13 protein-coding genes are annotated in these 13,648 nt (G+C 71.9%); 10 read left to right on the forward strand and 3 right to left on the reverse strand.

The genetic code is table 11. The features are described from left to right. From Sfr03f_RS28260 to Sfr03f_RS28275, 4 genes are all read left to right on the forward strand, one after another. Positions 1 to 417, forward strand: a 417-nt coding sequence (locus tag Sfr03f_RS28260; RefSeq protein ID WP_159105750.1) for an MMPL family transporter, incomplete at its 5' end; no start/stop codon positions are given. A gap of 1 nt (position 418) precedes the next feature. Then, positions 419 to 1,510, forward strand: a complete 1,092-nt coding sequence (gene secF / locus Sfr03f_RS28265; RefSeq protein WP_108957052.1) for a protein translocase subunit SecF — start codon at positions 419 to 421, stop codon at positions 1,508 to 1,510. A gap of 4 nt (positions 1,511 to 1,514) precedes the next feature. After that, entirely contained in the window at positions 1,515 to 2,054 is a 540-nt protein-coding gene (locus tag Sfr03f_RS28270; RefSeq protein WP_108957053.1) for an adenine phosphoribosyltransferase, read from the forward strand. Between the two features lie 195 nt (positions 2,055 to 2,249). Beyond that, the gene (locus Sfr03f_RS28275; protein WP_108957054.1) at positions 2,250 to 4,790 is read left to right on the forward strand and encodes a RelA/SpoT family protein; all 2,541 of its coding nucleotides are present in this window, start codon (positions 2,250 to 2,252) and stop codon (positions 4,788 to 4,790) included. A gap of 97 nt (positions 4,791 to 4,887) precedes the next feature. Here Sfr03f_RS28275 and Sfr03f_RS28280 read toward each other — a convergent pair whose 3' ends face one another. Together Sfr03f_RS28280 and Sfr03f_RS28285 are read right to left on the reverse strand one after the other, a co-directional pair. Further along, on the reverse strand, positions 4,888 to 6,117 hold the full coding sequence (locus Sfr03f_RS28280; RefSeq protein ID WP_108957055.1) for a DUF349 domain-containing protein: 1,230 nt from the start codon (positions 6,115 to 6,117) through the stop codon (positions 4,888 to 4,890). A 167-nt stretch (positions 6,118 to 6,284) separates the two neighbouring features. Continuing rightward, positions 6,285 to 7,100 carry a peptidylprolyl isomerase gene (locus Sfr03f_RS28285; protein WP_108957056.1) on the reverse strand — a complete coding sequence of 272 codons (816 nt, stop codon included), beginning with the start codon at positions 7,098 to 7,100 and terminating at the stop codon, positions 6,285 to 6,287. A 181-nt stretch (positions 7,101 to 7,281) separates the two neighbouring features. On the opposite strand from Sfr03f_RS28285, the gene Sfr03f_RS28290 reads away from it, so the two are divergent. Beyond that, positions 7,282 to 7,989: an MBL fold metallo-hydrolase gene (locus tag Sfr03f_RS28290; protein ID WP_108957057.1), complete on the forward strand. Its 708-nt coding sequence runs from the start codon at positions 7,282 to 7,284 to the stop codon at positions 7,987 to 7,989. A 13-nt stretch (positions 7,990 to 8,002) separates the two neighbouring features. After that, positions 8,003 to 9,265 carry a histidine--tRNA ligase gene (gene hisS, locus Sfr03f_RS28295; RefSeq protein WP_108957058.1) on the forward strand — a complete coding sequence of 421 codons (1,263 nt, stop codon included), beginning with the start codon at positions 8,003 to 8,005 and terminating at the stop codon, positions 9,263 to 9,265. A 168-nt stretch (positions 9,266 to 9,433) separates the two neighbouring features. Here the strand turns inward: hisS and Sfr03f_RS28300 are convergent, their stop codons facing one another. Then, on the reverse strand, positions 9,434 to 9,952 hold the full coding sequence (locus Sfr03f_RS28300; protein ID WP_218028189.1) for a MarR family winged helix-turn-helix transcriptional regulator: 519 nt from the start codon (positions 9,950 to 9,952) through the stop codon (positions 9,434 to 9,436). Positions 9,953 to 10,039: 87 nt separating this feature from the next. Here Sfr03f_RS28300 and Sfr03f_RS28305 point away from each other — a divergent pair, with 87 nt between their 5' ends. The 4 genes from Sfr03f_RS28305 (at position 10,040) to Sfr03f_RS28320 (ending at position 13,527) form a co-directional block, all read left to right on the forward strand. Continuing rightward, entirely contained in the window at positions 10,040 to 10,615 is a 576-nt protein-coding gene (locus Sfr03f_RS28305; protein WP_108957060.1) for an NADPH-dependent F420 reductase, read from the forward strand. A gap of 184 nt (positions 10,616 to 10,799) precedes the next feature. Further along, positions 10,800 to 11,243, forward strand: coding sequence for a DoxX family protein (locus Sfr03f_RS28310; RefSeq protein WP_108957061.1), 444 nt, complete (start codon positions 10,800 to 10,802; stop codon positions 11,241 to 11,243). 234 nt (positions 11,244 to 11,477) lie between these two features. Continuing rightward, entirely contained in the window at positions 11,478 to 12,113 is a 636-nt protein-coding gene (locus Sfr03f_RS28315) for a vitamin K epoxide reductase family protein (protein ID WP_108957062.1), read from the forward strand. Positions 12,114 to 12,171: 58 nt separating this feature from the next. Further along, positions 12,172 to 13,527, forward strand: a complete 1,356-nt coding sequence (locus Sfr03f_RS28320; RefSeq protein WP_108957063.1) for a replication-associated recombination protein A — start codon at positions 12,172 to 12,174, stop codon at positions 13,525 to 13,527. The last annotated feature ends 121 nt before the right edge of the window (positions 13,528 to 13,648 follow it).

Here is a 13,648-nt window from a genome sequence, read left to right on the forward strand (position 1 = left end):
TGCGGCGCGATCGTCGCGATCGGCATCACCGCGGACTCGTTCATCGTGTACTTCGAACGCATCCGCGACGAGATCCGCGACGGGCGCACCCTGCGCCCGGCCGTCGAGCGGGCCTGGCCCCGCGCCCGGCGCACCGTCCTGGTCTCGGACTTCGTCTCGTTCCTCGCCGCCGCGGTCCTCTTCGTGGTGACGGTCGGCAAGGTGCAGGGCTTCGCGTTCACCCTCGGCCTGACCACCCTGCTCGACGTCGTCGTGGTGTTCCTCTTCACCAAGCCGCTGATGACGCTGCTGGCCCGCACCAAGTTCTTCTCCAGCGGTCACCCCTGGTCCGGCCTGGACCCGAAGCGCCTGGGTGTGCAGCCCCCGCTGCGCCGCACCCGTCGTCCCTCCTCCCTCGTCGAACCCAAGGAGGCCTGAGATGTCGAAACTCGGCACCCTCGGCGCCCGGCTCCACCGCGGTGAGGTCGGCTACGACTTCGTCGGCAAGCGCAAGATCTGGTACGGCGTCTCCATCCTGATCACGATCCTGGCGATCGCCGGCTTGTTCGGCCGCGGCCTGCACATGGGCATCGAGTTCCAGGGCGGAGCCGTCTTCACGACCCCGAAGACCGGCGTCTCGGTCTCCCAGGCGGAGTCCTACGCCGAGGAGGCGTCCGGCCACGACGCGATCGTCCAGGGCCTGGGCACCGGCGGCATGCGCATCCAGGTCGCGGGCATCGACACCGACAAGTCCGACGCGATCAAGACGGAGCTCGCCGACAAGCTGAAGGTCGACTCCGAGGAGATCAACGCCGAGCTGGTCGGCCCGAGCTGGGGCGAGCAGATCGCCAACAAGGCCTGGCAGGGCCTGGCGATCTTCATGGTCCTCGTGGTGATCTACCTCGCCATCGCCTTCGAGTGGCGCATGGCCCTGGCCGCCCTGGTGGCCCTGATCCACGACATCACGATCACCGTCGGCATCTACGCCCTGGTGGGCTTCGAGGTCACCCCCGGCACGGTCATCGGTCTGCTGACCATCCTCGGTTACTCCCTCTACGACACGGTCGTCGTCTTCGACAGCCTCAAGGAGGGGACGAACGGGATCACCAAGCAGACCCGCTGGACGTACCGGGACGTCGCCAACCGCTCGATCAACGGCACGCTCGTCCGGTCCATCAACACCACCGTGGTGGCGCTGCTGCCGGTGGCGGGCCTGCTGTTCATCGGCGGTGGCGTGCTGGGCGCCGGCATGCTGAACGACATCTCCCTGTCGATCTTCGTCGGCCTCGCGGCCGGCGCGTACTCGTCGATCTTCATCGCCACCCCGCTGGTCGCCGACCTCAAGGAGCGCGAGCCGGAGATGAAGGCGCTGCGCCGCCGGGTGCTCGCCAAGCGGGCGCAGGCCGGCGAGGGCGCGACCGCGGTGGCCGCCGCGGGCGCCGGGACCGCGGACGACCCGGAGGGCTCCGGCCCCGCCGTGGTGGGCCCGCGGGCCGGCCGCAGCGGCCGCGCCTCCGGAAAGAGGCGATGACGCCGTGACCGACATCCAGGCGCTGCTGCTCAGCCGCATCCGCGAGGTCGAGGACTACCCCGAGCCCGGCGTGAAGTTCAAGGACATCACGCCGCTGCTCGCGGACCCCGCCGCCTTCGGCGCGCTCACCGACGCGCTGGCGGACATCGCGGTGCGCACCGGGGCGACGAAGATCGTGGGCCTGGAGGCCCGCGGCTTCATCCTCGGCGCGCCGGCGGCGGTGCGGGCCGGGATCGGGTTCGTCCCGGTCCGCAAGGCCGGCAAGCTGCCGGGCGCGACGCTGAGCCAGGCGTACGACCTGGAGTACGGATCGGCGGAGATCGAGGTGCACGCGGAGGACCTGGCCCCCGAGGACCGGGTGCTGGTCGTCGACGACGTGCTCGCCACCGGCGGCACGGCGGAGGCCTCCGTGCAACTGGTCCGCAGGGCGGGAGCCGAGGTCGCGGGTCTCGCGGTCCTCATGGAGCTCGCCTTCCTGCGGGGCCGCGCCCGCCTGGAGCCGGCCCTGGCCGGCGCCCCGCTCACGGCGCTCCTCGTCGTCTGACCTCTCGGCCACCCCGCTCCACCCCACCGGACCCCGGGCCCTCGTGCCCGGGGTCCGGCGCTTTCCCCTCCGGGCCGCCCCACGCCCGGGAAACCGGCCGCCCGGCAGGCTGAGGGGCGTCGGAGGGGGAACGCTCGCTACCATGGGATCTCCGGGGCCCGACCGGGTGACCCGGACCGCGCCCGAGGAGTCCTCTTGCCAGACGAGGCCCAGTCACTGACCGCCGCCCAGCCCGAGCGGGCGAAGGACGACGCGGCGAGCCCAGCGCCGGACACGGACGCACAGGACATCCGCGAGGAGTCCGCCGCCCCCGCGGCACCCGCCCGCGACCGGGAGCAGACGCCCGCGGCGCCGGCCGAGGAGACGCGGCCCAGGCCCTCGACCCGCACCGGCGGACCGGCGGGCGCCGCCGCGAGCGGCGCCGGCCCGCGCTCCGGCTCCTCCAGCCGCGTCCGCGCCCGCCTCGCCCGCCTCGGCGTGCAGCGCTCCAGCGCGTACAACCCGGTCCTGGAGCCGCTGCTGCGGATAGTGCGCGGCAACGACCCGAAGATCGAGTCGTCCACGCTCCGCCAGATCGAGAAGGCCTACCAGGTCGCCGAACGCTGGCACCGCGGCCAGAAGCGCAAGAGCGGCGACCCGTACATCACCCACCCGCTCGCCGTCACCACCATCCTCGCCGAGCTCGGCATGGACCCGGCGACGCTGATGGCCGGCCTGCTCCACGACACCGTCGAGGACACCGAGTACGGCCTGGAGCAGCTGCGCCAGGACTTCGGCGACACCGTGGCCCTGCTGGTCGACGGCGTGACCAAGCTGGACAAGGTCAAGTTCGGCGAGGCCGCGCAGGCCGAGACGGTGCGCAAGATGGTCGTCGCGATGGCCAAGGACCCCCGGGTCCTGGTGATCAAGCTCGCGGACCGCCTGCACAACATGCGCACCATGCGCTACCTCAAGCGGGAGAAGCAGGAGAAGAAGGCCCGCGAGACCCTCGAGATCTACGCCCCGCTGGCCCACCGGCTGGGCATGAACACCATCAAGTGGGAGCTGGAGGACCTCGCCTTCGCGATCCTCTACCCCAAGATGTACGACGAGATCGTCCGCCTGGTCGCCGAGCGCGCCCCCAAGCGCGACGAGTACCTCGCCACGGTCATCGACGAGGTCCAGGCCGACCTGCGGGCCGCCCGCATCAAGGCGACCGTCACCGGGCGCCCGAAGCACTACTACAGCGTCTACCAGAAGATGATCGTCCGCGGCCGCGACTTCGCGGAGATCTACGACCTGGTCGGCATCCGCGTCCTGGTGGACACCGTCCGCGACTGCTACGCGGCCCTCGGCACGGTGCACGCGCGGTGGAACCCGGTCCCCGGCCGGTTCAAGGACTACATCGCGATGCCCAAGTTCAACATGTACCAGTCGCTGCACACGACGGTCATCGGCCCCGGCGGCAAGCCGGTCGAGCTGCAGATCCGCACCTTCGACATGCACCGCCGCGCCGAGTACGGCATCGCCGCGCACTGGAAGTACAAGCAGGAGGCCGTGGCCGGCGCCTCCAAGGTCCGCACCGACGCCCCGCGCTCCGGCGGCTCCGGCAAGGACAAGGACGCCGTCAACGACATGGCCTGGCTGCGCCAGCTCCTGGACTGGCAGAAGGAGACCGAGGACCCCGGGGAGTTCCTGGACTCGCTGCGCTTCGACCTGTCGCGCAACGAGGTCTTCGTCTTCACCCCCAAGGGCGACGTGATAGCGCTGCCCGCCGGGGCGACGCCGGTCGACTTCGCCTACGCCGTCCACACCGAGGTCGGCGACCGCACCATCGGCGCCCGCGTCAACGGCCGCCTGGTGCCCCTGGAGTCGACCCTGGACAACGGCGACACCGTCGAGGTCTTCACCTCCAAGGCCGACAACGCCGGCCCGTCCCGCGACTGGCTGGGCTTCGTCAAGTCGCCGCGCGCCCGCAACAAGATCCGCGCCTGGTTCTCCAAGGAGCGCCGCGACGAGGCGATCGAGCACGGCAAGGACGCCATCGCGCGGGCCATGCGCAAGCAGAACCTGCCGATCCAGCGGATCCTCACCGGCGACTCCCTGGTCACCATCGCGCACGAGATGCGCTACCCCGACATCTCCTCGCTGTACGCCGCGATCGGCGAGGGCCACGTGGCCGCGCAGAACGTCGTGCAGAAGCTGGTCCAAGCGATGGGCGGCGAGGAGGCGGCCAGCGAGGAGGTCGACGAGAGCGTCCCGCCGGCCCGCACCCGCAAGCGGCGCTCCAGCGCCGACCCGGGCGTGGTCGTCAAGGGCGTCGACGACGTGTGGGTCAAGCTGGCCCGGTGCTGCACGCCCGTGCCCGGCGACCCGATCATCGGCTTCGTGACCCGCGGCAGCGGCGTCTCGGTGCACCGCACCGACTGCGTCAACGTCGACTCGCTCTCCCGCGAGCCCGAGCGGATGCTCGAGGTGGAGTGGGCGCCCACCCAGTCCTCGGTGTTCCTGGTCGCCATCCAGGTCGAGGCACTGGACCGCTCCCGGCTCCTGTCCGACGTGACCCGCGTCCTGTCCGACCAGCACGTCAACATCCTGTCGGCCGCGGTGCAGACCTCGCGCGACCGGGTGGCCACCTCGCGGTTCACCTTCGAGATGGGCGACCCCAAGCACCTGGGCCACGTGCTGAAGGCCGTGCGGGGCGTGGAGGGCGTCTACGACGTCTACCGCGTCACCTCGGCCCGGCAGACCCGCTGACCCACCGCCGGCCCACCGCGCCCCCCGCCGCGGGGGCGCGCACGGCGAAGCCCCCGGCCGCACGGCGGCCGGGGGCTTCGGGGCAGGAGGGCGACGCTCAGCCGCCGAACTCCTGGAGGCCCTTCAGGGCTTGGTCCAGCAGGGCACGGCGGCCCTCCAGCTCACGCTCGAGCTTCTCCGCCCGGGCGGTGTTGCCCTGCGCGCGGGCCTGCTCGATCTGGCCCTCGAGCTTGTCCACGGCGGCCTGCAGCTGACCGGTCAGACCCGCGGCACGCGCCCGCGCCTCCGGGTTGGTGCGGCGCCACTCGGCCTCCTCGGCCTCCTGGATCGCCCGCTCCACCGCGTGCATCCGGCCCTCGACCTTCGGCCGGGCGTCGCGCGGGACGTGACCGACGGCCTCCCACCGCTCGTTGATCGAACGGAAGGCGGCGCGCGCCGACCTGAGGTCGGTGACCGGCAGGAGCTGCTCGGCCTCCCCGGCCAGCTCCTCCTTCAGCTTCAGGTTCTCCGCCTGCTCGGCGTCCCGCTCGGCGAAGACCGAGCCGCGGGCGGCGAAGAAGACGTCCTGGGCGCCGCGGAAGCGGTTCCACAGCTCGTCCTCGTGCTCGCGCTGGGCGCGGCCCGCCGCCTTCCACTCGGTCATCAGCTCGCGGTAGCGGGCGGCCGTCGGACCCCAGTCGGTCGACCCGGACAGCGACTCGGCCTCGGCGACCAGGCGCTCCTTGACCTTGCGGGCGTCCTCGCGCTGCGCGTCCAGCTGCGCGAAGTGGGCCTTGCGGCGCTTGGAGAACGCGCTGCGGGCGTGCGAGAAGCGGTGCCACAGCTCGTCGTCGGACTTGCGGTCCAGCCGCGGCAGCCCCTTCCAGGTGTCCACCAGCGCGCGCAGCCGCTCGCCGGCCGACCGCCACTGCTCGGACTGCGCCAGCTCCTCGGCCTCGGTGACCAGCGCCTCCTTGGCCTGGCGAGCCTCCTCGGACTGCTTGGCCCGCTGCGCCTTGCGCTCCTCCCGACGCGACTCGACCGTCGCCACGAGCTTGTCCAGACGCGCCCGCAGCGCGTCCAGGTCGCCCACCGCGTGGTGGGCGTCCACCTGCTCGCGCAGGTGCTCGACGGCGGCCAGGGCGTCCTTCGCGGCGAGGTCGGTGGTCCGCACCCTCCGCTCGAGGAGGCCGATCTCGACAACCAGGCCCTCGTACTTGCGCTCGAAGTAGGCCAACGCCTCGTCGGGGGAGCCGGCCTGCCAGGAGCCGACGACCCTCTCGCCGTCGGCCGTACGCACGTACACGGTCCCCGTCTCGTCGACGCGGCCCCACGGGTCGCTGCTCACAGCGCCTCCTCCACATGATGCCGCGGGGGGTTCGTGGCCCCGGGCATCCTCCACAGTTTCGTCACCGGTCAACATAGGCGACCGGCGGGTGGCCTGTCCGCATTCCGCGCGACCGAATATCGGCCCACGCGGTGGTCATGGCGGTCACGGCAGACAGGCCGCTGACATCAGGACGCGGTGACGGTCGCCTTGTCGATGACCACCGTCGCGTTGGGGGCGCCGTCCCCCATGCCGGTGCTCTCACCGGCCTTGGCGATCTTCTCCAGGACGGCCAGGCCCTTCTCGTCGAGCTTGCCGAAGGGGGTGTAGTTCGGCGGCAGCGGGCTGTCCTTGTAGACGAGGAAGAACTGGCTGCCGTTGGTGTTCGGACCGGCGTTGGCCATGGCGACCGTGCCCGTCGGGTACGTGTCCTTCTTCAGGGCGTCCGACTTCAGGTTCTCGTCCTTGAGTTCGTAGCCCGGGCCGCCGGAACCGGAGGCCGTCGGGTCGCCGCACTGCAGCACGTAGATGCCCTGGGTGGTCAGACGGTGGCACTTCGTGTGGTCGAAGTACCCCTTGCCGGCCAGGAACTTGAAGGAGTTCACGGTGTGCGGCGCGCCGGCGGCGTCCAGCGCGACCGGGATCTCGCCGCACGTGGTGTCCAGCGTCATCGTGTACTTCGCCGACTTGTCGAGGTCGAGGGCCGGCTCCTTGTCGAAGCTCAGCTTCTCGACCTTGCCCGCCTCGGGCTTCTCGCAGGGGTCCGGCGCCTTGCTCGGCTTGGCGCTCGGCGAGGCCTCCGCGCTCGCCGCCGTGTTCTCGCCGTCCTCCCGCAGGGTGCCCGTGGTGTACAGCGCGACGCTGCCGACCAGGACCACGCCGAGGACCGACGCGACCACCGCGTTCCGAATGCGCGCCTTGCGGCGGGTCTCGGTGCGCCGCTGCTGCTGGCGCAAGAACTTCTCCCGGGCGAGCTGACGCCGCCGCTGTTCCTGGCTGACCACCGGGTCTCACTCCTCGTGCGAATCGTGCGTCGACCGGGCCGCGCGGGCCTCCTGAGCCGACCGCGTACGTGTGCCCCGTACCGTATATGGGTTCGCCGATGATTCGGCAGCGCCGGTAGGCTGCGGAGGCCAGGGTTGGCCGGATAGCCGCCCGCCCGTATCGACACAACGAGGGACGATCGTGCTCATTGCCGGGTTCCCGGCCGGTGCCTGGGGGACGAACTGTTATCTCGTCGCCCCCGGAGCCGGCGAGGAATGCGTGATCATCGACCCCGGCCACCAGGCCGCCCAGGGAGTCGAGGAGACGCTCAGGAAGCATCGGCTCAAGCCCGTCGCGGTCGTCCTCACCCATGGACACATCGACCACGTCGCCTCGGTCGTCCCGGTGTGCGGCGCCCACGACGTGCCCGCCTGGATCCACCCGGCGGACCGGTACATGATGAGCGACCCCGAGAAGGCGCTCGGCCGGTCCATCGGGATGCCGCTCATGGGTGAGCTGACCGTCGGGGAACCCGACGACGTCAAGGAGCTGACCGACGGCTCCGCGCTGGAACTCGCCGGCCTCGAGTTCTCCGTGGCGCACGCACCCGGCCATACCAAGGGGTCGGTGGCCTTCAGGATGCCCGAGAGCGCGGACGTCCCGTCCGTGTTCTTCTCCGGGGACCTGCTGTTCGCCGGCTCCATCGGACGGACCGACCTGCCGGGCGGCGACATGGACGACATGCTCGCGTCGCTCGCCCGCGTGTGCCTGCCGCTGGACGACTCCACCGTCGTCCTGTCCGGCCACGGCCCCCAGACGACCATCGGCCAGGAGCGCGCCACCAACCCCTATCTGCGGCAGGTGGCCGCCGCCCCGGAGGGCTTCCGCGCCCCCCGACGAGGAATGTGACGAGAGAACACCCGTGAGCACTTTCAAGGCCCCCAAAGGCACCTACGACCTGATCCCGCCGAACTCCGCCCGCTTCCTGGCGGTCCGCGACGCGATCTCGGCCCCGCTGCGCAACTCCGGTTACGGCTACATCGAGACGCCCGGCTTCGAGAGCGTCGAGCTGTTCGCCCGCGGTGTCGGCGAGTCCACCGACATCGTCACCAAGGAGATGTACACGCTCACCACCAAGGGCGGCAGCGAGCTCGCGCTGCGCCCGGAGGGCACCGCCTCGGTGCTGCGGGCCGCGCTGGAGGCCAACCTCCACAAGGCCGGCAACCTCCCGGTGAAGCTCTGGTACTCGGGCTCCTACTACCGCTACGAGCGCCCCCAGAAGGGCCGCTACCGCCACTTCTCGCAGGTGGGCGCCGAGGCGATCGGCGCGGAGGACCCGGCGCTGGACGCCGAGCTGATCATCCTCGCCGACCAGGCGTACCGCTCGCTGGGCCTGCGGAACTTCCGCATCCTGCTCAACAGCCTCGGCGACAAGGAATGCCGCCCCGCCTACCGGGCGGCGCTGCAGGACTTCCTGCGCGGCCTGGACCTCGACGAGGAGACGCTGCGCCGCGCCGAGATCAACCCGCTGCGCGTCCTCGACGACAAGCGGGCCGACGTGCAGAAGCAGCTCGTCGGCGCACCCCTGCTCGAGGACCACCTGTGCGAGGCGTGCAAGGCCTACCACGAGGAGGTCCGCGAGCTGATCACCGCCGCGGGCGTCGTCTTCGAGGACGACCCCAAGCTGGTGCGCGGCCTGGACTACTACACCCGCACCACCTTCGAGTTCGTCCACGACGGCCTCGGCTCGCAGTCCGCGGTGGGCGGCGGCGGCCGCTACGACGGGCTCTCCGAGATGATCGGCGGCCCCGCGCTGCCGTCGGTGGGCTGGGCGCTCGGCGTCGACCGCACCGTGCTCGCCCTGGAGGCCGAGGGCGTCGAGCTGGACCTGCCCGCCACCACCAGCGTGTTCGCCGTGCCGATGGGCGAGGAGGCGCGCCGGCTGCTGTTCGCGAAGGTCACCGAGCTGCGCAAGGTGGGGATCGCCGCGGACTTCTGCTACGGCGGCAAGGGGCTGAAGAGCGCCATGAAGAGCGCCCACCGCTCCGGCGCGCGCTTCACGGTCGTCGCCGGCGAGCGGGACCTCGCCGAGGGCGTCGTCCAGCTGAAGGACATGGAGTCCGGCGAGCAGACGGCGGTCGGCGTCGGCGAGATCATCGCCGAGCTGGAGGCCCGGCTCGGCTGACACCCGCCGAGCGACGCGTCGACGTCACGGGGGCCCGCGCAGGCATGCGCGGGCCCCCGTCGCCGTGTCCGCCCCGGCCGCGACGCGGGCCGCGGCCGGCTTCCCCGCCGCCGGGGGACGCGCACGGAGCGTCGTGCACGGAGCGTCGTGCACCCTCCGGTCTTCCGGTCAGGAAGCCGGCCCGGTCTGCTCGTCGTCGTAGTGCGTGTAGAACACCGCGCCCTTCCCGGACGGGTCCAGCGAGGCGAGGACGGCGTCACCGATGGCCGTGAGCTGGTCCAACTGCTCGTCTGTGAGCACGTCGATGACGTGCCGGCGGACCGTGGCGACGTGACCCGGCGCCGCCTGCAGCACCTTCGCCCAGCCCGCCTCGGTGAGCCGGGCGTTGGTGGCCCTGCGGTTCTCCGGGCACGGGAAGCGTTCCACCAGCCCCCGCTTCTCCAGCCGCGCCACCACGTGGGACAGCCGGGGCAGGGTGGCGTTGGTCCGCTGGGCCAGACCGGTCATGCGCATCGTCCGACCGGGTGCCTCCGAGAGCATCGCCAGGGCGGTGTACTCGAACTCCGTGAGGTCGACGTCGTGGCGCAGCTGGGTGTCGAGAGTGCCAGGCAGCAGCTCCAGCATCGCGCGCAGGCGTATCCAGGCCCGCAGTTGCCGCCGGTCGAGCCAAGGTGTGTTCGTGGTCACGTCGCCACCCGGAATGGTTGTAGCTACAAGTTTGCTGGACGGGATGTTCGTCCATTGTCGCTACAACCATTCCACAAGGAGGAAGTCATGGCACACGTGAGCGTCATCGGGACCGGCACCATGGGGTCGGCCATCGCCGGCATCGCCCGCAAGGGCGGCCACGCCGTCGAGTCGCTCGGCTCGGGGGATTCCGGCAAGCCGGTCACCGGGGAGATCGTCGTCCTGGCGGTCCCGTACCCCGCGCTGGCCGACGTGGTCGCGCAGCGGCGCGAGCAGCTCGCCGGCAAGGTGGTCGTCGACATCACCAACCCGGTCGACTTCGCGACCTTCGACTCCCTGGTCGTCCCGGCCGACCGCTCGGCGGCCGCGGAGCTGGCCGACGCGCTGCCGGACTCCCGGGTGCTGAAGGCCTTCAACACCAACTTCGCGCCGACCCTGGCCGCGGGTGCTGTCGGCGGACGGCCCGTCACCGTGCTGATCGCCGGGGACGACGCCGATGCCAAGTCGGCGCTGACCGCGATCGTCACCGCGGGCGGCCTGCGCGCCCTCGACGCCGGGCCGCTGCGCCGGGCGCGCGAGCTGGAAGCGGTCGGCTTCCTCCAGCTCACCCTCGCGGCCGCCGAGAAGGTCGCCTGGACCGGCGGGTTCGCCGTCGTCGACTGACCCGCCGTCGACCGACCGACCGGCCGTCGACCGGCCCGTCGTCGACCGACCGTCCCCGCGGATCCGACCGCACCCCCCGCGGCGCCTCGTCCGGGAGTTCCACCCCGGCGCCGACTTCCTCGCCCGCGCCGGGGGCGGCCGTGTACCGGCCCCCGGCGCCCCCACAGCAACGACAGGACCAGACATGACCTTCCCCGCCGCAGCCCGTGACCTCGCCCTCCTCCTCGCCCGCGTCGCCGTCGGCGTCGTCTTCCTCGCCCACGGCTGGCAGAAGCTGTTCACCAACGGCATCGACGGCACCGCCGCCTTCTTCGACCAGGCGGGCGTGCCCGCCGCGACCGCTTCGGCGTGGTTCGCGGCCGTCGTGGAGCTCGCCGGTGGCGCCGCGCTGATAGCCGGGCTCGCCGTGCCCGCGGCGGGGGTGCTGCTGCTGATCGACATGATCGGCGCGTTCGCCTTCGTGCACGCGGGCAACGGCCTCTTCGTCGACGCGGGCGGCTACGAACTCGTCCTGGTGCTCGGGGCGGCGGCCCTGGCCCTCGCCGCCGTGGGCGCCGGCCGCTTCAGCGCCGACCACCTGCTCACCGGCCGTCGCCGGACCCGGACCGTGCGGCACGTGGCCGCCTGAGGCGGTCGCACGCGGCGTCGTGTCCCGCACGACGCCGCACCGCCGTGCGCGCGGCGCCGCCGTGCGATGCGCACAGGTGTGCCCTCTTGGGCCAGGTGTCCCGTGTGCGGGGGCCCGCCGGTACCACCGGTGGGCCCTGTTTATGTCGGTCGAACGGTCGAGGCGTCAGACTGCGGCACAATTGGCCGTGCCCCAGCCCCTTCTTCAGCCCCTGCCATACAAGGGATCGGTGTGATGAGCAGCATGACGAGAGTGGACGTACCGGCGCCCAGGACCGGCGAGGACGGCCCGCGCCGGGAAGGCGGCAGCCGGGGCTTCGGGCTGCTGCTGGTGATCACCGGCCTGCTCGGCGTCTTCGCCTCCGGGATCATCACCATGGACAAGTTCCGGATCCTCGAGGACCCGGGCTACGAGCCGGCCTGCGGCATCAATCCGATCTTCTCCTGCAAGAGCATCATGGCGAGCGACCAGGCGGCGGCCTTCGGCTTCCCCAACCCGCTGCTGGGGCTGGTCACCTACGGCATCGTCGTCTGCGTGGGCATGAGCGTGCTCTCCGGCGCCCGCTTCCCCCGCTGGTACTGGCTCACCTTCAACGCCGGCACGCTCTTCGGGGTGGGCTTCTGCACCTGGCTGATGATCCAGTCCCTGTACGAGATCAACAAGCTCTGCCTGTGGTGCATGCTCGCCTGGACCGTGACGATCATCATGTTCTGGTACGTGACCTCCTTCAACGTCCGGCAGGGATTCCTGCCCGCGCCCAAGGCCGTGCGCACCTTCCTGGCCGAGTTCACCTGGCCTCTTCCGGTGGTGCACATCGGCATCATCGCCATCCTGATCCTGACCCGCTGGGGCGCGAACCTCTGGGCCTGACGCCCCGGGCCCGGACTCCGGGCCCGGCGCTGTCGGAGCGGTGGCTTAGGGTTTTTGTGTGGAGCCCGACCTGTTCACCGCCGCAGCCGAAGAACGCCAGGAGAAGGACCCGGCCGCCAGTCCGCTGGCGGTCCGGATGCGTCCGCGCACGGTCGACGAGGTGGTCGGCCAGCGGCACCTGCTGAAGCCCGGCTCCCCGCTGCGCCGCCTCGTCGGCGAGGGGGCCGCCGGCCCGGCCGGGCCCTCCTCGGTGATCCTCTGGGGTCCGCCCGGGACCGGCAAGACGACCCTCGCGTACGTCATCTCCAAGGCCACCGACAAGCGGTTCGTGGAGCTCTCCGCCATCACCGCCGGCGTCAAGGAGGTCCGGGCGGTCATCGACGGCGCCCGCCGCGCCACCGGAGGCTTCGGCAAGGAGACCGTCCTCTTCCTCGACGAGATCCACCGCTTCAGCAAGGCCCAGCAGGACTCCCTGCTCCCCGCCGTCGAGAACCGCTGGGTCACGCTGATCGCCGCCACCACCGAGAACCCCTACTTCTCGGTGATCTCGCCGCTGCTCTCCCGCTCCCTGCTGCTCACCCTGGAGCCGCTCACCGACGACGACCTGCGCGGCCTGCTGCGCCGCGCGGTGAGCGACGAACGCGGGCTCGGCGGCTCGGTCGAACTGCCCGAGGACGCCGAGGAGCACCTGCTGCGGATCGCCGGCGGCGACGCCCGCCGCGCGCTGACCGCCCTGGAGGCGGGCGCCGGCTCCGCGCTGGCCAAGGGCGAGGACACCATCACGCTGGAGACGCTGGAGGACTCCGTCGCCCGTGCCGCCGTCCGCTACGACAAGGACGGCGACCAGCACTACGACGTCGCCAGCGCGCTGATCAAGTCCATCCGCGGCTCCGACGTCGACGCCGCGCTGCACTACCTGGCCCGCATGATCGACGCGGGGGAGGACCCCCGCTTCATCGCCCGCCGGCTGATGATCTCCGCCAGCGAGGACATCGGCCTGGCCGACCCCAACGCCCTGCCGATCGCGGTGGCCGCCGCGCAGGCCGTCGCCATGATCGGCTTCCCCGAGGCCGCGCTGACGCTGAGCCACGCCACCATCGCGCTGGCCCTCGCCCCCAAGTCCAACGCCGCGACGACCGCGATCGGGGCCGCGCTGGAGGACGTCCGCAAGGGCCTGGCCGGTCCGGTGCCCACGCACCTGCGGGACGGCCACTACCAGGGCGCCGCCAAGCTGGGGCACGCCAAGGGGTACGTCTACCCGCACGACCTGCCCGAGGGCATCGCCGCCCAGCAGTACGCGCCGGACGCGATCAAGGACCGCGAGTACTACGCGCCCACCCGGCACGGCGCCGAGGCGCGGTACGCCGACGCCGTGGAGTGGACCCGCAAGAACCTCGGCCGCCGGCGGTCCTGAGGACCGGCGCGGGCCTGGATCCCGACGGAGGGCCTGGATCCCGACGGAGGGCTTGAATGCCGACGGAGGGCCTGGGCCCGGGGCGGCTCCGGGCCCAGGCGGCCCCGTGTCCGGAGCACCG

The organism is Streptomyces fragilis, assembly GCF_003112515.1.
Classification (GTDB): Bacteria; Actinomycetota; Actinomycetes; order Streptomycetales; family Streptomycetaceae; genus Streptomyces; species Streptomyces fragilis.

Coding starts and splice junctions, on each gene's coding strand:
- secF (WP_108957052.1), top strand. CDS start 419: ATGTCGAAACTCGGCACCCTCGGCGCCCGGCTCCACCGCGGTGAGGTC.
- Sfr03f_RS28305 (WP_108957060.1), top strand. CDS start 10,040: ATGGCACACGTGAGCGTCATCGGGACCGGCACCATGGGGTCGGCCATC.
- Sfr03f_RS28310 (WP_108957061.1), top strand. CDS start 10,800: ATGACCTTCCCCGCCGCAGCCCGTGACCTCGCCCTCCTCCTCGCCCGC.
- Sfr03f_RS28315 (WP_108957062.1), top strand. CDS start 11,478: ATGAGCAGCATGACGAGAGTGGACGTACCGGCGCCCAGGACCGGCGAG.